This is a genomic window from Mesorhizobium sp. P2_B11, assembly GCF_056404855.1.
This window is the reverse complement of record NZ_JBFUDF010000003.1, coordinates 114,881-136,653: the sequence shown is the minus strand read 5'-3', so window position 1 is coordinate 136,653 and position 21,773 is coordinate 114,881. Positions and strand designations below refer to the sequence as shown.

General features: G+C 64.5%; 20 protein-coding genes. 9 read left to right on the top strand and 11 right to left on the bottom strand.

The features are described from left to right. Positions 1-119: 119 nt before the first annotated feature. From AC1DYJ_RS09240 to AC1DYJ_RS09210, 7 genes are read left to right on the top strand one after another with little or no spacing between them, the layout of a single operon-like run. Entirely contained in the window at positions 120-1,418 is a 1,299-nt protein-coding gene (locus AC1DYJ_RS09240; RefSeq protein ID WP_477280333.1) for an ABC transporter substrate-binding protein, read from the top strand. A 24-nt stretch (positions 1,419-1,442) separates the two neighbouring features. Next, positions 1,443-2,183: an ABC transporter ATP-binding protein gene (locus AC1DYJ_RS09235; protein ID WP_477280332.1), complete on the top strand. Its 741-nt coding sequence runs from the start codon at positions 1,443-1,445 to the stop codon at positions 2,181-2,183. Continuing rightward, complete coding sequence (locus tag AC1DYJ_RS09230; protein ID WP_477280331.1) at positions 2,180-2,902, top strand: ABC transporter ATP-binding protein; 723 nt, start codon at positions 2,180-2,182, stop codon at positions 2,900-2,902. The genes AC1DYJ_RS09235 and AC1DYJ_RS09230 overlap by 4 nt, the downstream gene beginning before the upstream one ends. Next, positions 2,899-3,795: a branched-chain amino acid ABC transporter permease gene (locus AC1DYJ_RS09225; protein WP_477280330.1), complete on the top strand. Its 897-nt coding sequence runs from the start codon at positions 2,899-2,901 to the stop codon at positions 3,793-3,795. Before AC1DYJ_RS09230 ends, AC1DYJ_RS09225 begins: the two co-directional genes overlap by 4 nt. Continuing rightward, positions 3,792-4,856, top strand: coding sequence for a branched-chain amino acid ABC transporter permease (locus AC1DYJ_RS09220; protein WP_477280329.1), 1,065 nt, complete (start codon positions 3,792-3,794; stop codon positions 4,854-4,856). Before AC1DYJ_RS09225 ends, AC1DYJ_RS09220 begins: the two co-directional genes overlap by 4 nt. A 2-nt stretch (positions 4,857-4,858) precedes the next feature. Next, a complete protein-coding gene (locus AC1DYJ_RS09215) occupies positions 4,859-5,644 on the top strand; it encodes a coniferyl-alcohol dehydrogenase (RefSeq protein ID WP_477281693.1) in 786 nt (261 codons plus the stop codon). A 35-nt stretch (positions 5,645-5,679) separates the two neighbouring features. Further along, a complete protein-coding gene (locus AC1DYJ_RS09210; protein ID WP_477280328.1) occupies positions 5,680-7,125 on the top strand; it encodes an aldehyde dehydrogenase in 1,446 nt (481 codons plus the stop codon). 173 nt (positions 7,126-7,298) lie between these two features. Here the strand turns inward: AC1DYJ_RS09210 and AC1DYJ_RS09205 are convergent, their stop codons facing one another. The 5 genes from AC1DYJ_RS09205 to AC1DYJ_RS09185 form a co-directional block, all read right to left on the bottom strand. Then, the gene (locus AC1DYJ_RS09205; RefSeq protein ID WP_477280327.1) at positions 7,299-8,153 is read right to left on the bottom strand and encodes a sugar phosphate isomerase/epimerase family protein; all 855 of its coding nucleotides are present in this window, start codon (positions 8,151-8,153) and stop codon (positions 7,299-7,301) included. A 4-nt stretch (positions 8,154-8,157) separates the two neighbouring features. Further along, a complete protein-coding gene (locus AC1DYJ_RS09200) occupies positions 8,158-8,934 on the bottom strand; it encodes an ATP-binding cassette domain-containing protein (RefSeq protein ID WP_477280326.1) in 777 nt (258 codons plus the stop codon). Further along, on the bottom strand, positions 8,931-9,923 hold the full coding sequence (locus tag AC1DYJ_RS09195) for an ABC transporter permease (protein WP_477280325.1): 993 nt from the start codon (positions 9,921-9,923) through the stop codon (positions 8,931-8,933). The genes AC1DYJ_RS09200 and AC1DYJ_RS09195 overlap by 4 nt, the downstream gene beginning before the upstream one ends. A 65-nt stretch (positions 9,924-9,988) precedes the next feature. Beyond that, positions 9,989-10,978 (bottom strand): sugar ABC transporter substrate-binding protein, encoded by a 990-nt coding sequence (locus tag AC1DYJ_RS09190; protein WP_477280324.1) that lies wholly within the window; start codon positions 10,976-10,978, stop codon positions 9,989-9,991. 75 nt (positions 10,979-11,053) lie between these two features. Next, positions 11,054-12,127, bottom strand: a complete 1,074-nt coding sequence (locus AC1DYJ_RS09185; RefSeq protein WP_477280323.1) for a LacI family DNA-binding transcriptional regulator — start codon at positions 12,125-12,127, stop codon at positions 11,054-11,056. A gap of 200 nt (positions 12,128-12,327) precedes the next feature. On the opposite strand from AC1DYJ_RS09185, the gene AC1DYJ_RS09180 reads away from it, so the two are divergent. After that, entirely contained in the window at positions 12,328-13,359 is a 1,032-nt protein-coding gene (locus AC1DYJ_RS09180; RefSeq protein WP_477280322.1) for a hydroxyacid dehydrogenase, read from the top strand. Here AC1DYJ_RS09180 and AC1DYJ_RS09175 read toward each other — a convergent pair whose 3' ends face one another. Then, on the bottom strand, positions 13,360-13,689 hold the full coding sequence (locus AC1DYJ_RS09175; protein ID WP_477280321.1) for a YciI family protein: 330 nt from the start codon (positions 13,687-13,689) through the stop codon (positions 13,360-13,362). It lies immediately after the preceding gene. Between the two features lie 327 nt (positions 13,690-14,016). Next, positions 14,017-14,577, bottom strand: a complete 561-nt coding sequence (gene msuE / locus AC1DYJ_RS09170) for an FMN reductase (protein ID WP_477280320.1) — start codon at positions 14,575-14,577, stop codon at positions 14,017-14,019. Between the two features lie 267 nt (positions 14,578-14,844). Here msuE and AC1DYJ_RS09165 point away from each other — a divergent pair, with 267 nt between their 5' ends. Continuing rightward, on the top strand, positions 14,845-16,491 hold the full coding sequence (locus AC1DYJ_RS09165; protein ID WP_477280319.1) for an acetolactate synthase large subunit: 1,647 nt from the start codon (positions 14,845-14,847) through the stop codon (positions 16,489-16,491). 27 nt (positions 16,492-16,518) lie between these two features. On the opposite strand, the gene melA is transcribed toward AC1DYJ_RS09165, so the two are convergent. From melA to AC1DYJ_RS09145, 4 genes are read right to left on the bottom strand one after another with little or no spacing between them, the layout of a single operon-like run. Further along, entirely contained in the window at positions 16,519-17,889 is a 1,371-nt protein-coding gene (gene melA, locus AC1DYJ_RS09160) for an alpha-galactosidase (RefSeq protein ID WP_477280318.1), read from the bottom strand. 21 nt (positions 17,890-17,910) lie between these two features. Beyond that, the gene (locus tag AC1DYJ_RS09155; RefSeq protein ID WP_477280317.1) at positions 17,911-19,578 is read right to left on the bottom strand and encodes an ABC transporter ATP-binding protein; all 1,668 of its coding nucleotides are present in this window, start codon (positions 19,576-19,578) and stop codon (positions 17,911-17,913) included. A gap of 10 nt (positions 19,579-19,588) precedes the next feature. Beyond that, complete coding sequence (locus AC1DYJ_RS09150) at positions 19,589-20,725, bottom strand: ABC transporter permease (protein WP_477280316.1); 1,137 nt, start codon at positions 20,723-20,725, stop codon at positions 19,589-19,591. Next, complete coding sequence (locus AC1DYJ_RS09145; RefSeq protein ID WP_477280315.1) at positions 20,726-21,733, bottom strand: ABC transporter permease; 1,008 nt, start codon at positions 21,731-21,733, stop codon at positions 20,726-20,728. It lies immediately after the preceding gene. Positions 21,734-21,773 lie beyond the last annotated feature (40 nt).

Below are 21,773 nucleotides of genomic sequence, written 5' to 3'. Positions count from 1 at the left end.
CGTTCCGCTGCCGCCTCAAAGCCAGCCGGGGCGATATCCGATCTAACAACGGGCGGCACCGATTTTGAGCAGGCCGGCGGTCGCCTCCAGGTACCGCCAGGAAAGGGAGGAATATCAGCATGACCTCAGAGAAATCCGGCGTCTCGCGACGTCAGTTCATCGCCACATCGCTCGCCGGCGGCGCAGCCCTTGCGCTCAGCCGCGGCAAGGCCTTCGCGCAGGCCGCCGACACGCTGAAAGTCGGCTTTGTCAGCCCGCGCACCGGGCCGCTCGCAGGCTTCGGCCAGACCGACGGCTATGTGCTCGACCTCGCCCGCAAGGCGCTCGCCGGCGGCCTCGACATCGGCGGCAAGAAATACAGCGTCGAGATCATCGACCAGGACACCCAGTCGGACCCGTCCCGCGCAGGTCAGCTCGCCAAGGACCTGATCAACAACCAGGCCATCGACCTGATGCTCGCCGTCTCCACGCCCGAGGTGATCAATCCGGTCGCCGACGCCTGCGAAGCCGCAGGGGTGCCTTGCCTCTCCACCGTCATGCCATGGGAGGCCTGGTATTTCGGTCGCGGCGCCAAGCCGGACGCCCCCTCGCCGTTCAAGTGGACCTATCATTTCGGCTTCGGCGTCGGCGAATTCTTCAAGGCCTATATTTCCCAGTGGAACCTGATCGAGACCAACAAGAAGGTCGGCGTCATGTACCCCAACGACGCCGACGGCAACGCCATCCGCGCCCATCTGGCGCCGCTGCTGGCCAAGCAGGGTTTCACCATCGTCGATCCCGGCGCCTACGAGACCGGCACAACCGACTATTCCTCGCAGATCGCGCTGTTCAAGCAGGAAGGCGTCGAGATCTTCAACTCCTTCCCGATCCCGCCTGATTTCGCCGCCTTCTGGCGCCAGGCAGCGCAGCAGGGCCTGATCAAGCAGATCAAGATCTGCCAGGTCGCCAAGACCGGGCTGTTCCCGTCCGACATCGAGGCGCTTGGCGATCTCGGCAACAAGATTTCGAGCGCCGCCTACTGGCACAAGGCCTTCCCCTACAAGTCGCCGCTGACCGGCGTCTCGGGAACCGAACTGGCCGACGGCTATGAGGCCGCAAGCGGCAAGCAGTGGACGCAGCAACTCGGCGCCTCGATGTCGCTGCTCGACGCCGGCTTCGCAGCGCTGAAGGTGAGCACCGACGCCAAGGACAAGGCAGCGGTCGCCAAGGCGCTGAGCACGCTCAACACCGAGACCATGATCGGCAAGGTCGACTTCACCAGCGGCCCTGTCGCCAATGTCTCGCCCGGCCCGATCATCGGCACGCAGTGGGTGGCCGCCAAGGAAGGCAGCAAATTCCCGCTAGACTATGTCGTGACCGAGAACGCCACCGACCCGAAGGTGCCGGTCGAGGCCAAGCTCCAGCCGTATAACGGCTGATCGAACGGTCACGGGGATCGCATCGTGAACGGTTCATCAAACGCTGCGATCCTCAGCGCCGCCGGCATCCACAAACGCTTCGGCGCGCTGGTGGTGCTCGACGATATCGACTTCGCCATGACGGCCGACGAGGCGGTCGGCATTGTCGGCCCGAACGGCGCCGGCAAGACGACACTGCTCAGCGTGCTGTCAGGCGCCTTTCCGCCGAGCGCCGGCACCGTCGCCTTCAAGGGCGACGACGTGACGGCGCTGCCGGCCACGGCCCGCTGCCGTCTCGGCCTGGTGCGCACGCACCAGGTGCCAAAACCGTTCAGCGGCATGACCACCTTCGAGAACGTCTTCGTCGCCGCGTCGCATGGCGCCGGGCTTGCCCGCGACGAAGCCTATGAGGAGGCGCTCGCGTCGCTGAAACTGTGCGGCATGATGGGCGTCGCCAACCGCCGCGCAGAGACGCTCGGCCTGCTCGACCGCAAGCGGCTGGAACTGGCCCGCGCGCTAGCGGCAAGACCGACGCTGCTTCTGCTCGACGAGATCGGCGGCGGCCTGACCGATGGCGAAGCCAGCGAACTTGTCGATACGATCAAGGAATTGCGCCGGCGCAAGATCGGCATCGTCTGGATCGAGCACATCGTCCATATCCTGCTGCAGGTGGCCGAGCGGCTGATCTGCATGGATGCCGGCAAGATCATCGCCGACGGCGAGCCGCAAGCGGTGATGGCCGACCCGGAAGTCGTGCGCGCCTATCTCGGCGGAGGCCCGAAATGAGCCTGCTCGCAATCGAGAACCTGGTTGTCCGGCACGGCCTGTTGCAGGCGGTGCGCGGGGTGAACTTCACGATCGAGCGCGGCGAAACGCTGGCCCTGGTCGGCGCCAACGGCGCCGGCAAGACGACGCTGCTGAGAGCGATCGCCGGCGCGCATCAGCCGACGGCCGGCCGTGTGCTGCTGGATGGCGCCGATATCACCGGCGTGCCGTCGCACAAGCGCGTCGGCATGGGCATCGCCCTGGTGCCCGAGGGACGAAAGCTGTTCGTGCAGATGACGGTCGAGGAGAACCTCCTGCTTGGCAAGACCGCCGGCCGTCCCGGCGACTGGAGCGTGGAACGCGTGCTCGACACCTTTCCCAATCTGAAGCCACGCCGCCATGCCAAGACCGGGCATCTCTCCGGTGGCGAACAGCAGGCGACCGCCATCGGCCGCGCCCTGATGAGCAATCCGGAGCTGCTGCTGCTCGACGAGGTCTCGCTCGGCCTGTCGCCGCTGGTGGTCGACCGCGTCTATGCTTCGCTGCAAGGGCTGATCAGCTCCGGCACGACAATCATCCTGGTCGAACAGGACCTCAACCGCGCGCTCTCGGTCTCGGACAAGGTCATCTGCATGCTCGAAGGGCGCGTTGCGCTCGAGGGTTCGAGCAAGGGCATCTCGCGCGACGAGGTAACGAAAGCCTATTTCGGCCTGCACCGGAAAAGCGCGGTGCCGGCATGAGCAACCAGATCGTTCAGGGCATCCTGCTCGGCGGCTACTACGCGCTGATCGCCTGCGGCCTGTCCTTCATGTTTTCAGTGATGCGCATCATCAATCTCGCGCATGGCAGCCTTGCGGTGTTTTCGGCCTATGCGCTGTGGTGGCTCGCCTCGCAATTCCATATCTCGCCGTTTGTCGGCCTGCTCATCGTGCTGCCGCTGATGGCAGCGATCGGCTGGGCGCTGCAGCGCTTCCTGCTTGAGCGCAGCGCCCGCGGCGGTGCGCTGCTGCCGATCCTGACCACATTCGGCCTCGCCATCGTCATCGACAATTCGCTGTTCGAGCAATTCGGCGCCGACACACGGTCGCTGGCGCCCTATATCGGCAGCCTGTCCTACGATTCCTGGGAATGGCCGGGCAGCATCTATGTCGGGAAGCTTGCCGTCATCATGTTTGCCGCCGCCGTCATCCTGCTTGGCGGGCTGCAGTTGTTCCTGACCCGCACCAGGCTCGGCCGTTCGATCCGCGCCACCTCGGAAGATCCTGATACGGCTGGCCTCGTCGGCGTCGATGCGCGCCGTGCCAACGCCCTTGCCGCTGCCATTGCCATGGTCACAGTCGGTCTTGCCGGCGCTTTCCTCGGCATGCGCGCCACCTTCGATCCCTATACCGGCGCACCGCAATTGCTGTTCGCCTTCGAGGCGGCTGTCATCGGCGGCGCCGGTTCGCTGTGGGGCACGCTTCTCGGCGGCATCGTGCTGGCGCTCGCCCAGACGCTCGGCGCGCAGGTGCATCCGCAAGGTTTTCTGATCGGCGGCCATGTCGCGTTCCTGATCGTGCTGTTCATTCGGCTCTCCACGTCGGGTCTCGGCCTGCGCGGACTGCTGCGCCTGCCCGCGAGGAAGACGACATGAGCGCCGTTTCGACCTCCCCCGTCATCGAGCGCGGCACACCTGCTTCGCGCATCTCGGCGATCGCGGTCGTCGTGATCATCGCGCTGCTCGCGGTAGCGCCGCACTTCCTGTCGGCCGGCGCGGTCGACCGCATGACGGCCCTGTTCATTTATGTGATCCTGGCGGCGATGTGGAATGCGTTGGCAGGCTTCGGCGGCCTGGTCTCGGTGGGACAGCAGGTGTTCTTCGGCCTCGGCGCCTATTTCGCCATTCGGCTCGCCGATGCCGGCCTCAACCCGTTCGCCTCGCTGTTCGTTTCGGCGATCATCGTCGGCGCGATCTCCTGGCCAATGTCGCTGTTCATGCTGCGGCTGAGAAACGGCGAGTTCGCTATCGGCATGTGGGTGATCGCGGCGCTCACCCATCTCCTGGTCAATCTCGACCGGCTGGTGCAAGGCGAGACCGGGACGTCACTGATTTCGCTCAACGTCTATGACGCCGGCGCCAGGCGGGCGACAATCTACTGGCTGGCGCTGGCCTCGATGACGGCGCTGCTTGCCATTCTGTTCGGCCTGCTGCGCGGCAGCACCGGTGCCGCCATCAGGGCGATCCGCGACAATGAGGATGCGGCCGCTTCCGTAGGCGTGCGTGTGACCGGCACCAAGCGGCTTCTGTTCGTGCTCGCCGCCTTCGGCATCGGCATGGCCGGCGCGCTGTGGCTGGCGACCTCGATCACCTTCCAGCCGAAGACCTACTTCAACGTCCAGTGGACCGCCTACATGATCTTCATGGTGCTGGTCGGCGGCATCGGCACGTTCGAAGGTGCGATCCTCGGCGCGCTGCTGTTCTTCCTCATCGAGACCTGGTTCGGCGGCACCGGCGTCTGGTATCTGATCGGCCTCGGCGCCACCGCCGTGCTGTTCTCGCTGTTCCTGCCGCGCGGTCTATGGGGAACGCTGGAAGAACGCTTCGGCATACGCCTGCTGCCGGTCGGCTACCGCGTCCGGCTCCCGGCAAACGCCGGCGACGGCGACACCGCGCTGGTGTCTCAACAAACCACGACACATCGGGAGAAGGCGTGACCATGCTTTTCGGCAAGACCATCCTCATCACCGGTGTCGCCTCCGGCATCGGCGCCCGCACAGCGGAATTGGCCAGCCAGCTTGGCGCCGACGTCATCGGCGTCGATGTGCGTGAGCCGACAGCTGCGGTCGGCAGCTTCGTCAAGGCCGACATCTCGTCCAGGGCCGGCGTCGATGTTCTCATCGCGCACCTGCCGCAACGCATCGACGCGCTCTGTAACGTCGCCGGCCTCTCCGGCAACACCGGCGCGGTGTCGACACTGGCGGTCAACTTCTACGGCCTGCGCGCGCTTTCGGAAGGTCTCGCGCCAAAGCTTCGCGAAGGCGGCGCCATCGTCAACGTCGCCTCGATCGCCGGCTATGGCTGGCGCGCCAACCTCAACCGTGCAGCGTCGATGGTCGGCATCGAAGGTTTTCCCGACGTCGCCAAAGTGGTCGCCGACCACCAGGTGAAAAACGAGGAAGGTTATCCCGTCTCCAAGGAACTGCTCGTGTTGTGGACGCAACGCGCCGCGCATCACGAGCTGTTCAGAAGCCGCGGCATCCGCGTCAATGCGGTGAGCCCCGGCCCGGTCGAGACGCCGATCCTGAAGCAATTCCGTAATGTGCTGGGCGACGCCCGCGTCGACAGCGACATCGCCCGTGTCGGTCGCGCCGGCACCTCCGGTGACATTGCGCCCGTCGTGCTGTTCCTGTGCTCGGACGGCGCGCGCTGGGTCAACGGCGCCAATGTGCCGGTTGACGGCGGCCTCGAAGCATCGATCAACGCCGAAGTGCTCGGCTTCTAATTTTGTTACGCTCCAATGCGAGCGAGGAGAGAACCATGGACATCGGACTTCTGATCGACGGCGATAAAAGGGATGCGTCGGGTGCTGCCTCTTATGAGCGCATGGACCCGTTCACCGGCAAGCTGGCGACGCGCGCCGCAGCTGCCAGCGTGGCCGATGCCGATGCCGCCGTCGAAGCCGCGGCCGCCGCCTTCAAGGCCTGGTCGAAGACCGGTCCCGGCGAGCGCCGCGCCTTGCTCAGCAAAGCGGCCGATGTGATGGATTCCAAGGTTGGCGAATTCACCAAACTGATGATGGAAGAAACCGGCGCCACCGGCCCGTGGGCCGGCTTCAACGTCATGCTGGCCGCCAAGATGCTGCGCGAGGCGGCCGCCATGACGACGCAGATTTCCGGCGAGGTCATCCCCTCCGACAAGCCCGGCACGCTGGCCATGGCGATCCGCCAGCCGGCCGGTGTCTGCCTCGGCATCGCGCCGTGGAACGCGCCGGTCATTCTCGGCACCCGCGCCGTCGCCATGCCTCTCGCCTGCGGCAACACGGTGGTGCTGAAAGCCTCCGAAATGTGCCCGGGCACGCACCGGCTGATCGGCCAGGTGCTGGTCGAGGCCGGCCTGCCGAAAGGCGTCATCAATGTCGTCACGAATGACCCGAAGGACGCCGCGGCAATCGTCGAGGCGCTGGTCGCGCATCCCGCGGTCAGGCGCGTCAACTTCACCGGTTCGACCAAGGTCGGCCGGATCATCGCCGAACTCGCCGGCAAGCACCTGAAACCGGCGCTGCTCGAACTCGGCGGCAAGGCGCCACTGGTCGTGCTTGACGATGCCGACATCGACGCCGCGGTCAATGCGGCGGCCTTCGGCGCCTACATGCATCAGGGCCAGATCTGCATGTCGACCGAGCGGCTGGTCGTCGATGAAAAAATCGCCGACGAGTTTGTCGCCAAGCTCGCCGCCCGCGCTTCGCAACTGCCGGCAGGCGACCCGCGCGGCCATGTCGTGCTGGGCTCGCTGATCAGCAGCCAGTCCGCCGACAAGATGGAAGAGCTGGTGGCCGATGCCGTCGCCAAGGGCGCCAGACTGGTGGCCGGCGGCAAGCGCACCGGCACCGTGGTCGAGGCGACGCTGCTCGACCACGTCACGCCGGCCATGCGCGTCTATGCCGAAGAGTCTTTCGGTCCGGTCAAACCGGTGATCCGCGTCAAAGGCGAAGAGGAAGCCGTGCGCGTCGCCAACGACACCGAATACGGCCTGTCCTCGGCCGTGTTCAGCCGTGACATCTGCCGCGCCATGGCCGTTGCCGCGCGCATCGAGGCCGGCATCTGCCACATCAATGGCCCGACCGTCGGCGACGAGGCGCAGATGCCGTTCGGCGGCGTCAAGGGCTCGGGCTACGGCCGCTTCGGCGGCAAGGCCTCGATCGCCGAGTTCACCGATCTGCGCTGGCTGACCATCGAGGATCCGAACCAGCACTATCCGTTCTGATTAGCGCTCTTCCTTCTCCCCCTGTGGGAGAAGGTGGATCGGCGCGCAGCGCCGAGACGGTTGAGGGGTGTTCCAGCGGAGTGAGGCGTTGGCGTTCCGTGGAACACCCCTCATCCGTCTTGCCGCTTCGCGGCAATCCACCTTCCCCCACAACGGGGGAAGGAAGAAACCCCTCACCCCAACTGCAACCCAGCCTTCCTCGCCTCCTCGCGCAGGAACGGCAATCCAACACCGATGACATCGTCGGGATTGTCCGCCACCGGCCGCCACACCGCCAACCCACCGGCGATATCAACGTCGACATGGTTCATGCTCTCCAGCGTGATCGCGCCGGTGTAGCCGATGTCGGCGATGGCCTTCATGCAGGCGGCCCAGTTGAGCATGCCGCGACCGGGCACGCCGCGATTGGCCTCCGAGACATGGACATAGCCGAGGTACGGCGCGGCCGCCTTGAAGCCGGCCGCAAAGCTCTCCTCCTCGATATGCATGTGGTAGGTGTCGAGATGGATGAAGATGTTGTCGGCGCCGACGCGCTCGATGATCCGCGCCGCGTCGATGCCGCGATTGATCAGATGCGTCTCGTAGCGGTTGCACGGCTCGATGCCGAGTTTCAGGCCATGCGCCTTGGCGGCTTTGGCGGCACGAACCAGGAAACGGCACATGCCGTCGATCTCTTCCGTCGTCGTCGCGCGGCCTGTCGTCTTGCCGATCGTGCCATAGGTGACACCGCCAAGCGCCTTGCTGCCCACCGCCTCGCAAACGGCAAAGGCCGGTTCGAGGAAAGCCAGCGCCTCGTCCGGCCGCGCCACCACGTCGAGTGCGCGCGGCAGGCCGAGCGACGGGATGAGCTCGACACCTTGCCGTTCGGCAAACGCGCGCGTGCGCAAAGTGTCGATCTCCTCGGGGCGCAGCAGCGGGATTTCGAGCAGGCCGATGCCGAGCCCCTTCAGCCGTTCCATCTGCGGCTCGATCAGGTCGAGGTCCCAGACCGGGGCGATGGCGAAAGTGTGCAGTCCAAAAGTGTTCATCAGTTCAGCCTCGTTGTTCATGCGCCGCCGCAGCAGCGATATCGCCGCCGCCGACGATGCGGCTGACGACTTCGGTCATGTTGGTTTTCGCGGTGACGAGATCGGCATCGGCCCGCCCGTGACGCAGCACGACGATGCGGTCGGTGACCGACAGCACGTCGTTCAGCCGATGCGAGATCAGGATGACGGCAATGCCTTCCGATTTCAGCCGGCGGATAAGGTCGAGCACGCTCTGCACCTCGCGCACGGCAAGGGCCGCCGTCGGCTCATCCATGATGACGAGCTTCGGGTTGAAGGTCAGCGCGCGGGCAATCGCCACGGTCTGCTGCTGGCCGCCCGAGAACGAGCCGACCGAGCGGTTGATCGACGGCAGATGCGCGCCCAGCCGCTCGATCATTTTTGCCGCCTGGCGGTCCATCTCGGCCTTGTCGACAAAGCCCGGGATGAGGCCGAACCATTTCTTTACCGGCTCGCGGCCGAGGAAGATGTTGGCGGCGACATCCTGCTGCTTGGCCAGCGACAGGTCCTGATAAATCATCTCGATGCCGAGCCGGCGCCGCTGGCCGGGATCGAGCGGCAGAATGTCCTTGCCGTCGAAGCTGATCGCGCCGGAATCGGCGCGGTAGATGCCGGTGATGGTCTTCATCAGCGTCGACTTGCCGGCGCCATTGTCGCCGACCAGGCCGACCACTTCGCCGGCATCGATCGAGAGATCCACGCCATGAAGCACGTCGACCGCGCCGAAGCTCTTGCGGATGCCTTGCAGGGAAAGGAGGCTCATACGCGTGACTCCTTGCGCACCTGGTACTGGTCGATGAACACTGCCAGGATCAGCACGGCGCCGATCGCCATCTGCTGGTAGTAGGATTGCACGGCAAGCAGCGTCAGCCCGTTCTGCAGCACGCCCATGATCAGCGCGCCGATCATGGTGCCGAGGATCGAGGCGCGGCCACCGAACAGATTGGTGCCGCCGATGATAGCCGCGGTGATGGCGGTGAGTTCGTAATTGATGCCGGCGGTCGGGTCGCCGGCATTGACGCGGGCGGTGAACAGCAGGCCGGCGAGACCGGCAAGCGCACCGGACAGTGTGTAGATGATGCGGCGGTGGTGCTCGACGCGGATGCCGGCGGCGCGTGCAGCACCTTCACTATCCCCCAGCGCCAACGTGTGGCGGCCGAAGCGTGTGTAAGCGAGCAGGCAGTGGGCGACGATGGCCGTCAGCACCAACAGGATGACCGGCATCGGGATACCAAAGGGGCGGCCCTGGCCGATATAGACGATCTCGGCCGGCAGGCCGTAGATCGCCCTGCCCTGCGAGATGACCAGCGCCAGCCCGCGCGCCAGACCCAGCATGCCGAGCGTGACGATGAAGGCCGGCACGAAGGCGCGGGTGACCAGCTGGCCGTTGATGTAGCCGGCAATGCCGCCGGCGATGATGCAGGCGAGAACGGCGAACGGCCACGGCCAGCCGAGATTGACGGCAACGAAGGCGCCGGCGACGCCGGACAGGCCCATCACGGAACCCAGCGACAGATCGAGCCCGCCCGAGCCGATGACGAAGGTGGCGGCAATGGCCAGCACACCGATCGTCGAGGTCGCCAGCAGGATGTTGAGGAAATTGCTGAGCGACAGGAAATACGGCGACAGCACCGCCATCACGGCGCTAAGCGCCACCAGCACCAGCAGCGATTCCAGCCTGATATGAAGCCGCTCGACGGATGCGCGCTGCACCCGTGCCCAGAAGCCGGGCTGCGCCGTTTCAGAAGCCATCTTTTCACACCTTTGAAAGAGGTGGCCGGCGCGAGCATGGCGCGCCGGCCGAGTCCTGGGAGGGACTATTTCACAAATTCGAGCATCGGCTCCTTGCCGGCCTCGATCACTTCCTTGGTCAGCACCAGGGTCGGCACGGCGATGCTGTCTTCGACCTTCTCTCCAGCCAGCGCCTTCTTGACGTTCTCGACCGCCTGCTTGCCAACGAGATAAGGCAGCTGCGCCACCGAGGCATTCAAGCGGCCTTCCTTGATCGACTTCACGGCATCCGAATTGCCGTCGACGCCGATGATCGTCACCTGCGGACCCTTGCCGGCGGCGTAGACGGATTCGACCGCGCCCAGCGCCATGCCGTCATTGGCACAGAAGATGGCGACGAGGTCGGGATGCGCCGTCAGCGTGTCGGTGGCAATCGAGGCGGCCTTGCCGCGGTCCCAGTCACCCGGCAGCGAAGCGACGATTTCCAGACCCGGCGCCAATTCCTTGAGCTTGTCGGCAAAGCCCTTGGCACGCTTCTCACCGGTGATGTTGCCCGACAGGCCTTCGATCACCAGCACCGGACCCTTGGCGTCCTTGCCAAGCTTGGAGACGAGATAGTCCGCGCCTTGCGCGCCGGCCGCGCCATTGTCGGAACCGATGTGGAAGGTGACCTTGATCCCTTCCTTGTCTAGCACCGCCTGGTCCATATTGTTGTCGAGGTCGACGATCTTGACGCCGGCTTCCTGCGCCACCTTCAGGCAAGGCAAGAGATTGGTCGAGTTGATGGCCGCCGTGATCATCGCCGCCGGCTTGCGCTCCAGCATGGTGTTGCACAGGTTCAGCTGTGGCTCGGCCGCCTGGTCGCTGTCGGCCGCCTGCTCGAAGATCTTGACGCCGGAGTCTTTCGCGCCGGCTTCGACGCCCTGGCTCATCGCGCCCCAGAACGGATTGGCCAGCGTCTTCATCAGCACGCCGTATTCGGCATCGTCGGCTTTCGCGACGGAGATGGCCGAGAACGCGATTGCCGCGCCTAGAGCGAAAGTAAATCGATTTATCTTCAGAATGCGCGATGTCATTTTTATTATCCTCCGGTTGGTGTCATGTGCCGCGAGCCCAGGCCAGGTGCGGCTTCTGGTTGTCGACAATGGGGGCTATTGCCGGTTTCCTCCCCCGGAATGCGGGCCGCTACCTGGCGAGCCAACGGATTCCCGCATCAAAACCCGGCAAGGCTCGAGCCGCGCGATCGGCGGCCCCTCCCCACCTTCAATTCTGGCAAACAGCGCCTCCATGGCGTGGCCGGCGATCTGGCGTACCGGCTGCACAACCGCTGCGATGGCCGGCCATGTCACCTGCATCCATTCGGCGTCGTCGAAGCCGACCAGCGAAATGTCGTTAGGGCAGTGCCAGCCGCGGCGGCGGAATTCCGACAGCGCCACCAGCGTGCCCTTGAGGAACAGCGAATAGACCGCCGTCGGGCGCTCGCCCCGGCCTTCGCCCTTGTCGAAATAGTCGCGCAATTGCGCCCTGAGCGGCTCGACATCGGTTTCGGCCAGCACGACATCGATGCGCACATCCGGCGCCAGTTTCAGCGCAGCCGTGCGAAACCCGTCGAGGCGGGCGCGCACCGTCGCCGCCTGCTCGCCGAGGCCGACGACCAGTATGTGGCGATGGCCCTTGGCGATCAGTTCGCGCGCCACTTCGGCGCTGGCTGCGGCGCTGTCGGCCGACACCGTGTCGAAGGCGTCATCGGAGAGCACGCGGTCGATCAGCACGCCGGTCATGCCATTGGCCTTCATGAAGTCGGCAGCCGGACCATGCTCGTTGCGCACCGGCGCCAGCACCACACCGGCGACGCGCCAGTCATGCATGCGGGCGAGGATTTCCTTTTCGCGCACCTCGGATTCACGGCTCGACGCTGCCACAAGCGTATAGCCGCGCTGCTCGGCAAGGCTCTCGAGCTGCGTGACCATCTGGCCGAAAAATTCGCTTTCGAACTCGGGCATGATGGCGCCGATGATGCGGCGCTTGGCCCGGCGCATGTCGGAGGCGAGCGGATCGACGCGGTAACCCAGCTGCTCGACGGCATCGAAGACGCGTTGCGCATTTTCGGGCTTCACCGTGGTGACGCCGGCCATGACCTTGGAGACGGTGGCAGCGGACACGCCGGCGCGGCTTGCCACATCGTGGATCGACGCACGCCGCTGCTGGTCCTGCCTGTGCGCCATTGGTCCTCCTCCCGAGGCGCGGACCGAGGCATTCCGTCCGCTGGAGAAATGAGTAAATCGATTTTTCGGAGTTGTAAATCGTTTAATCGCGGGTATTTTACCCGTCGAGCGCATGCCGCCCCGAAGTGTGAAGCGGTTTTGGGATAACGGCAAGCGCCAAGCAAAAATACGCGATGCGGATCGCGCCGGGAGGAATCGTCATGCCAAACAAGGCCTTGCCGCTGGTCATCAGCGCGCCCGAACCACGCACGCTCGAGCTGATCTTCACCCCACCCCAGCTGGCGCGCCTCAAGGCGCACTACCGCATCGTTGAGACGACGGCCGAAGGCGTGGCGAAACTGCCGGCCGATGTGCTGGCCGAGGCCCGCTACATCGTCGGCCAGCCGCCGATCTCGCCCGAGACGTTGGAGCAGATGAAAGCGCTGCGCTGCATCTTCAATGTCGAGACCAACCTCATCAACAACATGCCCTATGAGACGCTGTTCGCGCGCGGCATCCATGTCGTCACCACCGGCCTCGTCTTCGCCGAGCCGGTGGCCGAGCTTGGCCTTGCCATGGCGCTCAACCTCGCCCGCAACATCGTCGACGCCGACCTCGCCTTCCGCAAAGGCGAGGAGCTGTGGGGCGGCGACGGCAATCTCACCGCGCGGCTTCTGTCAGGCGCCGATGTCGGCATCATCGGCTTCGGCGATCTTGGTCGGGCGCTGAACCGCCTGCTGTCGGGTTTTCGCACCCGAACCAAAGTCTTCGATCCCTGGCTGCCGCCGTCGATCCTCATCGACAATGGCGTCGAGCCGGCTTCGCTGGACGAGGTGCTGACATCAAGCGACTTCGTTTTTGTCGTCGCTTCCGTGACATCGGAGAACCAGGGCTTTCTCGGCGCCGATGCCTTTGCCTCGATGCGCAAGGGTGCCGCCTTCATCCTGCTCAGCCGCGCCGGCGTCGTCGACTTCCCAGCTTTGATGGCAGCGGTGAAGAGCGGCCACATCGTCGCCGCCAGCGATGTCTTCCCCGAAGAGCCGCTGGCGCAGGACCACCCTGTCCGCACCATCCCCGGCTTCCTGCGCTCCGCCCACCGCGCCGGTGCGCTCGACATCGCCTTCAAGCGCATGGGCGATATGGTGCTGGAAGACATGGACCTCATCGACCGCGGCCTGCCACCGCTGCGCTCCAAGCGCGCCGAACGCGAAACGGTGTCGAGGATGCGGTCGAAGCCGGCGGATAGGAATTAGCTACCGTTCGTTGAGCGGCCAGATCTCGATTACCCCATGCGCCACGGCACAGGGTGATTTTGAAGCCAGCGCGATCGCCTCGTCGATGTCGCTGGCTTCCATGATCGAAAAGCCGGCGATGGGCAGATCCGACGAGAGGTAAGGCCCGGTTTCGGTCAGCACGCCACTGGCGTCAGGATTTCGCACCTGCACCGGCGTTTCGGCGATGCCCATCACCACGCCGCGCTGCTTGAGCGATGCATCGTGTTCATGGGCTGCCTGCCTGACATCCTCTGGTGTGCGATCATATCCGGCCCGATCGCCATAGCCGATGGTGATGTACTTGGGCATCAGTGGTTCCTCCTGCTGGAGGATAATGACTGGCGGCAGTGGCGGTTCCGGCGGTCCGGGTCGGACGTCGACGGGTTCTGCGCCATCAACGACGCAAACCTCGGCTGCGAAAGCCACGCCTGGCCGGCGGGGTATTGATTTTGGCGATGATTAGGGCCTGTCGGATCCAGGCTGGCGGAACAATCCTGCCGCCAGGAAGTTTCTTAAAGACAGCCGGGCAGTGGGAGGCCCAGCGTACTCCAGGGAGGCCCGTCACGATTCGCGTCGGTGGCGGGCCTTTTTATTCGCCCCCGAGCGAAGGCCGTTATGGCTGGAGGCGGCCTCGCTCTATCCGACAGCGGTATTGGTGGTCGAGCGATTGGTCAGCACCAGCCCGACTTCGCCGACAACCTGTTCGACGCGCTTCAAGATGGGTTCGGCCCTCAGCACGCCGTCGGTAAAATCCTTGTCCGTCGCGTAGACGCCTGTCGGCAGCGTCAGCGCCTCGAAGAAGCCGAACAGCGGCCGCAACTGGTGTTCGACGATCAACGCATGGCGGCCATTGCCGCCGGTGGCGAGCAGCACCACCGGCTTGCCGCGCAAGGACGCCGGATCGAACAGATCGAAGAAGTGCTTGAACAGGCCGGTGTAGCTGCCCTTGTAGGTCGGCGAACCCACCACTAGGACATCGGCATTGACGACGCTGTCGAAAATCGCCCGCGCCTGACCGTCGAGATCGCGCGCCCATTTGGCCGCGCCCAGCGAGGGGCCGAGGTCTTCAATGTCGTAGGTGCTCGCCGACAGCCCATGCTGGCGCGCAATATCCTTCACGACCTGGTCGACGAAGCCGCGCGTCTTGGACGGCCGGGTGAAATTGCCGGAAAATCCGACGACGGTTGGATTGGGCATGGTCTGGCACCTCTCGCGCGGCGGGCTTCATACCGCCTGTTTACAGGCTTGCGCCCGCCTCAAGAAGCAAGGATAGGCCATCTAGCGCCATCCCTAGGGAATTTTTTTCCGTTTGCCCGAAACGCCCGCTGGTCTCAGGCTGCGAGAAACCGAACGGTCTGTAAGCGCAAAACGACGTTGGCGGCAGTTGCGCCTCGCGGTAGGGCTTTGTCAGCACTATGTCTGATCATATCCGACGCGGTCCGCCGCTTGCCCAGGAGATGCTTCGTGCCCAAAGGTTCTGACCTGCTTGTTGCCGCCCTCGAGAATGAGGGCGTCGATCGCATCTTCGGCATTCCGGGCGAAGAAAACCTCGATGTCGTGGAATCCATCCGCAAATCGTCCATCCAGCTCATCCTGACCCGGCATGAGCAGGCAGCAGCCTTCATGGCCGCCACCCATGGCAGGCTCACCGGCAAGCCCGGTGTCTGCATCACCACGCTCGGGCCAGGCGCCCTGAACCTGACAACCGGCGCGGCCTATGCGCTGCTGGGCGCCATGCCTATGATCATGATCACCGGGCAGAAGGGCATCCGCTCGTCGCGTCAGGCCCGCTTCCAGATTGTCGACATCGTCGCGGCGATGAAGCCGCTGACCAAACTGTCGCGCCAGATCATCTCGCCGCGCACGATACCTGCCGTGGTGCGGGAAGCCTTCCGCATTGCCGAGGAAGAGCGTCCGGGGCCGGTGCATCTGGAACTGCCCGAAGACATCGCGGCCGAGGAATGCGACGATGTCGCGCTGATCCCGCCGCATCCGGTCGAGCTGCCGCTGGCGAGCCCGCTGGCGCTCGATCGCGCCGCCGAGATGATCATCAAGGCACAGCGTCCGCTGGCGATGCTGGGCGCCGCCGCCTCGCGGCCGCGCTCGACCTCGGACCTCGCCCAGTTCGTGATCAGGACCGGCATTCCCTATTTCACCACGCAGATGGGCAAGGGAACGGTGCCCGGCGGCACCGAGCTCTACATGGGCACGGCAGCACTGTCCGAGCGCGACTATGTGCATGAGGCGATAGAACAGGCCGACCTCATCATCACCATCGGCCACGACACGATCGAGAAGCCGCCCTTCATCATGGGCGACAAGGGACCGAAGGTCATCCATGTCGGCTACCAGCCGGCCAATGTCGAGCAGGTCTATTTCCCGCAGACCGAGGTGATCGGCGACATCGGCGCTTCGCTCAGGCTGCTTGCCGATCGTATCGAGGGCAAGATCCCCAACGCACAGGCGCTGCTGCCGCTGCGCGAAGGCATTTTGAGCCGCATCGCCGCGCGCGCCACCGAGGACCGTTTTACGCCACAGCGTCTGGTCCACGATATCCGTGAGGTGATGCCGGCCGACGGCATCCTGGCTCTCGACAACGGCATGTACAAGATCTGGTTCGCCCGCAATTACCGCACCCGCGTCGCCAACACGCTGCTGCTCGACAATGCGCTGGCCACGATGGGCGCAGGCCTGCCCTCGGCGATGACGGCGGCGATGCTCTATCCCGGCCGCCGCGTCATGGCGATCTGCGGCGATGGCGGCTTCATGATGAACAGCCAGGAGCTGGAAACCGCCGTCAGGCTCAAGCTCAATCTGGTCGTGCTGATCATCGAGGACCATGCGTTCGGCATGATCCGCTGGAAGCAAGCGGTCGACGCCTTTCCCGATTTCGGCATGACCTTCGGCAACCCTGATTTCGTCAAATATGCAGAAGCCTATGGAGCCAAGGGCACCAGGGTCGGCGCCATCGCCGACCTCAAGCCGACGCTCGAAAGTGCGTTCACCGCCGGCGGCGTCCATCTCGTCGTCGTTCCGATCGACTATTCGGAGAACGAGCGTGTCCTGGTCGAAGAACTGCGCCACCGGCTACCGGCGCCACCGCAAACTTGACGCCGGAGCAAGAGATCGCTGCAGTGGTCAGGCGGCCCGGACTTTGGCGCTCCCACGCGCCCAGGCCGGCAGCCAGTCGCCATGCGCCGCGAGCAGCTCATCGACCAGCGACCAGATCTGGTCGAGGTCGAGTTCGGCCGCCGTGTGCGGGTCCATCATTGCGGCGTGGTAGATGTGCTCGCGGTTCTCCGTCATCAGCGCCTGCACGGTCAGTTCCTGTACGTTGATGTTGGTGCGGATCAGCGCGGTGAGCTGCGGCGGCAACTCGCCAATATAGGTCGGCTGGATGCCGGAGGCGTCGACCAGGCATGGAACCTCGGCTGCGCAATTGTCCGGCAGCGAGGTGATGCAGCCATTGTTGCGGACATTGCCGTAGATCACCGACGGCTCGCCGGTCCACACCGAATTCATGATCGAGGAGGCGTATTCCTTCGACTGCTCGACCTCGATGCGGTCGGCCGAGCGATAGGCCTCGGCCTGTCCCTTCCAGCGCTCGATCTGCTCGATGCAGCGTTTTGGATATTCATCGAGTGGAATGCCGAATTTCTCGATCAGGTCGGGGCGCCCCTCCTTGATGAAATAGGGCGTGTATTCGGCGAAATGCTCGGAGCTTTCGGTGACGAAGTAGCCGAGCCGCGTCAGCATCTCGTAGCGCACCTTGTTGGGGCAGCGCGGATTCCAGCCGGGCTTCGGCGCCCTGCCCTCGCGATAGGCGCGGACGAGGTCCGGATAGAGGTTGCGGTAGGTGCCGTCGGCCTGGCGATGCTCGAACTTCAGATAGAACGCCATGTGGTTGATGCCGGCCGAGCGATAGCGGATCTCCTCGTAGGGAATGTCGAGATCGTGCGCCAGTTCCATCGCCGTGCCTTGCACCGAATGGCAAAGGCCGACCTGCTTAATGCTGGGGTATTTCTCTGAAATCGCCCAGGTGTTGATCGCCATCGGGTTGACGTATTGCAGCATGATCGCCTCTGGACAGACGGCCAGCATGTCCTCGCAGATCTTCCACAGATGCGGCACGGTCCTTAAGCCGCGCATGATGCCGCCGACGCCGAGCGTGTCCGCAATGGTCTGGCGCAGGCCGTATTTCTTCGGCACCTCGAAATCGGTGACGGTGCAAGGTTCATAGCCACCGATCTGGAAAGCGACGACGACGAAATCGGCGCCGGCAAGCGCCTTGCGCTGATCTGAATAAGTCTCGGCCTTCGCCTTCACGCCGAGCGTCGCAATCAGCTTGTTGACGACGATGGCGCTCTCTTCCAGCCGCTGCGGATTGATGTCCATCAACGCGATCGTCGCGCCAGACAGCGACGGCCGCTGCAGCACGTCGCCGACAATGTTCTTCATGAACACGGTCGAGCCCGCGCCGATGAAGGTGATCCTGGGATGTCTTGCCACTTCTAAACCTCCGGCACTGTTCTACGCCACGTCGAAGGCGGCCCTGACGAGCCGTTCGGTGTAGGCGGTCTTGGGATTGGTGAGGACCTCGTCGACGGGTCCCTGTTCGACGATCTTGCCGTTCTGCATGACGATGACGCGATGGCAGAGTGCGCGCACCACCTTGAGGTCGTGCGAGATGAAGAGATAGCTCAGGCCGCGTTCGTCCTGCAGCTTGCGCAACAGATCGATGATCTGCGCCTGCACCGAAAGGTCGAGCGCCGATGTCGGCTCGTCGAGCAGGATGAATTCGGGCTCGAGCGCTATGGCACGCGCGATCGCAATGCGCTGCCGTTGGCCGCCGGAAAATTCGTGCGGAAAGCGCGAAAGGATATCGCCGGGCATGCCGGCGCTGACCAGCGCGTCGCGCACCCGCTCGACCCGCTCGCGCCGTGTCGCGCCCAACCTGTTGACGACCAGCCCTTCCTCGATGATCTGGCCGATCGTCATGCGCGGGTTGAGCGACGAGAACGGATCCTGGAAGACAACCTGCATGCGTGAGCGCAGCGGCCGCATCTCGGCGCGCGACAGGCCCTGGATCGGCTGGCCGTCGAAGCTGATCTCGCCGCGCTTGGCATCGGTGAGTTTGAGCAAAGCGAGACCGAACGTGGTCTTGCCGGAGCCGGATTCGCCGACCAGCCCCAGCGTTTCGTGGCGGCAAAGTTTCAGGCCGAGATTGTCGACGGCGACCAACTCGCGCCAGTCCGGTTTCAGGAACGAGCCATGGCGCAGCATGAATGAGACGCGCATGTCGCGAGCCTCGAGGATGGTGCCGCTGTTTTCCGGCAGCGGCTGCGGCTTGCCGTGCGGCTCGGAGGCGAGCAGCCGTTTGGTGTAGGAATGCTGCGGATCGGCGAACAGCCGCTCGGTGACATTGTGCTCGCACATCTCGCCATGCTGCATGACATAGACATAGTCGGAGAATTTGCGCACCACGGTGAGGTCGTGGGTGATCAGGATGACCGCCATCCTGAGCTCTTTTTGCAGATTGCGGATCAGGTTGAGGATCTGCGCCTGCACGGTGACGTCGAGCGCGGTCGTCGGCTCGTCGGCAATCAGCACATCGGGATCATTGGCGAGCGCCATGGCGATCATCACCCGCTGGCGCTGCCCCCCCGACATCTGGTGCGGATACTGCTTGATACGTGCTTCCGGCTCGGGGATCTGGACATGCCGCAGCAATTCGAGCGCCCGCGCCCAGGCCTGCTTGCGGCTCACCTTGCGATGCACCCGGATCGCCTCGACGATCTGGCTGCCGACCGTGTAGATCGGGTTGAGCGAGCTCATCGGCTCCTGGAAAATCATCGAGATGCGGTTGCCGCGCAGCTTGCGCCGGGCGCTCTCCGGAAACTTCAGTATGTCCTGCCCACAATAGTCGACGGTTGATTTCGCAGAGACGGTCGCCCGCTTCGACAACAGCCCCATGACGGTACGCGCCGTCACCGACTTGCCAGAGCCGGACTCGCCGACGATCGCGATGGTCTCGCCGCGATAAAGCTGGAACGAGACGTCCTTCACCGCCTCGACGACACCGTGCTCGACCTTGAAGGCGACCTCGACGTTGCGGGCATCGATGATCGGCTGGTCGTGGCGATCGGCATGGTCGAGCCGGACGGCGGGTGCGAAGGATTGTGCGAGCGCGACGGTCATTCCGGCCACCTCAATAGGGATCGACGGCATCGCGCAGGCCGTCGCCCAGCGCGTTGAAGGCAAACACGGTGATCAGCACGAAGCCGACCGGCGACAGGATCCAGGGATAGGTGCCGATGACCGAATAGGTCGCGGTGTCCTGCAGCATCAGCCCCCACGAGATCAGCGGCGGCTTCACCGCGAAGCCGAGGAAACCGAGAAAGGCTTCGAGCAGCACCACCGTCGGGATCGCAATCGTCACGGCGACGATGACGTGGCTCATCACATTGGGGAAAATGTGCTGCATGATGATGCGCATGTCGGTGGCGCCGACTGCCATGGCGGCGCGCACATAGTCGATCCGCGCCAGCGCCAAAGTCTTGCCGCGCACCTCGCGCGACATCTGCGCCCAGCCCAGTGCCGACATCACGATGATGACGAAGGCGAGGAAGACGTTGGTCGGCGCGGTCACCGGGATCAGCGTCGTCAGCGCCAGATAAAGCGGCAATTGCGGGAAGGCGAGCACCAGCTCGACGAAGCGCTGCACCCAGACGTCGAAACGGCCGCCGAAATAGCCTGACACCATGCCGACCGTGGTGCCGATGACGGTGATGATGAACACGACCGTGAGCGCGATCATCAGCGAGACACGCGAGCCCTGGATGGCGCGCGACAGCACGTCCCGGCCGAACTTGTCGGTGCCGAGGAAATGCACCGGCAGGCCGTCGGTCGAGGCGAAGAAATGCCGGTTGGCGGGGATCAGCCCGAGCAACCGGTACTCGGCGCCTTTCACGAAAAAGCCGAGCAGGCGCGGATGCTCGTAATCCGGCCCAACGACCGGCTGGAAGGTGACCGGGTCGAGGTCAGCTGAATCCGCCAGTGCATAGACCCGCGGCTGCCAAACGAAATTGCCGTCCTTGTCGTGGAAGCTCATCACTTGCGGTGGGGCGAAAGCGACATCGGTCACCTTGGGGTCCATCGGCGCGAAGAAATCGGCAAACAGCGCCATCACCACCAGAAGCACAACCAGGATCAGCCCGGCCATGCCGGTCCAGGAGCGCCGCAGCCGGCGCCAGACCAGCGCCATGTAGCTCTCATTGCCGCGCGGGGTCGCAACCGCGATTGCTTCGGCCGGCAGCGGCGGCGGGGATGGGTCGCGCGCCAGCATCTAGCTCTCCCCGAACTGGCGCACGCGCGGGTCGAGCAGCGCAAGCAGCATGTCGGCAATGATGTTGCCGACGATCAGCGTCGCCGACAGCACCATCATGAAGGTCGCCGTGACATAGACGTCGCCGACCGCCATCGAACCGACAATGGCCGGCCCGACCGTCGGCAGCGTGAAGATGATCGCCGTCTCGATCTCGCCGGTCAGCATGTAGGGCAGCACCACGCCCTGATACATGATGAGCGGGTGCAGCGCGTTGGGCACGGCATGGCGCATGACGACGGCGCCGCCGGTCAAGCCCTTGGCCTTGGCGGTCTCGACATATTGGGCGTTCAGCGTATCGAGCAGATTGCCGCGCATGACGCGCATATTGTAGGCGAGCCCGCCAAAAGTGGCGATCGCCACCACCGGCCAGACATGCCGGACGAGGTCGGCGAATTTCGCCCACGACCACGGCGCGCCGCCATATTGCGGCGAGAAGAAGCTGCCGATCTCCGACACGTTGAACTGGAAGACCATGAGATAGACGATGATCAGCGCCATCAGGAAGCGCGGCACGGTCATGCCGAGGAAGGAGATGGCCGACAGCGTCGTGTCGATCCAGGTGTATTGCCGGGTCGCCGCCCATATCCCGAAGGTGATGCCGAGCACCGAAGCGAGCAGATGGCAGACCAGCGCCAGCAGCAGCGTGCGTGGCAGACGTTCGCCCACGACGTCGGCGACCGGCTTGTTGTAATAGAGGCTGTAACCGAAATCGCCGCGGGTGACGATGCCCGCGACCCAGTTCAGATACTGGACCGGCAAAGGCTTATCGAGACCGTGTTCGACCCGGTATGCCTGCGCCTGCGCATCCGCCTCGGCAAAGGACGCGCCGCCCTGGTTGATGAGCTGCGAGCGGATGTAGTCGGCATAGTCGCCTGGCGGCGCCTGGATGATGGCAAAGGTGACCAGGCTCAAAATGACGAGAACCGGTATTGCCGATGCTATGCGCATGGCCAGGAATCGCAGCACCGTCTCGCCTCCTTGTTGCAGGTTAAGGATTGTCTGCCGC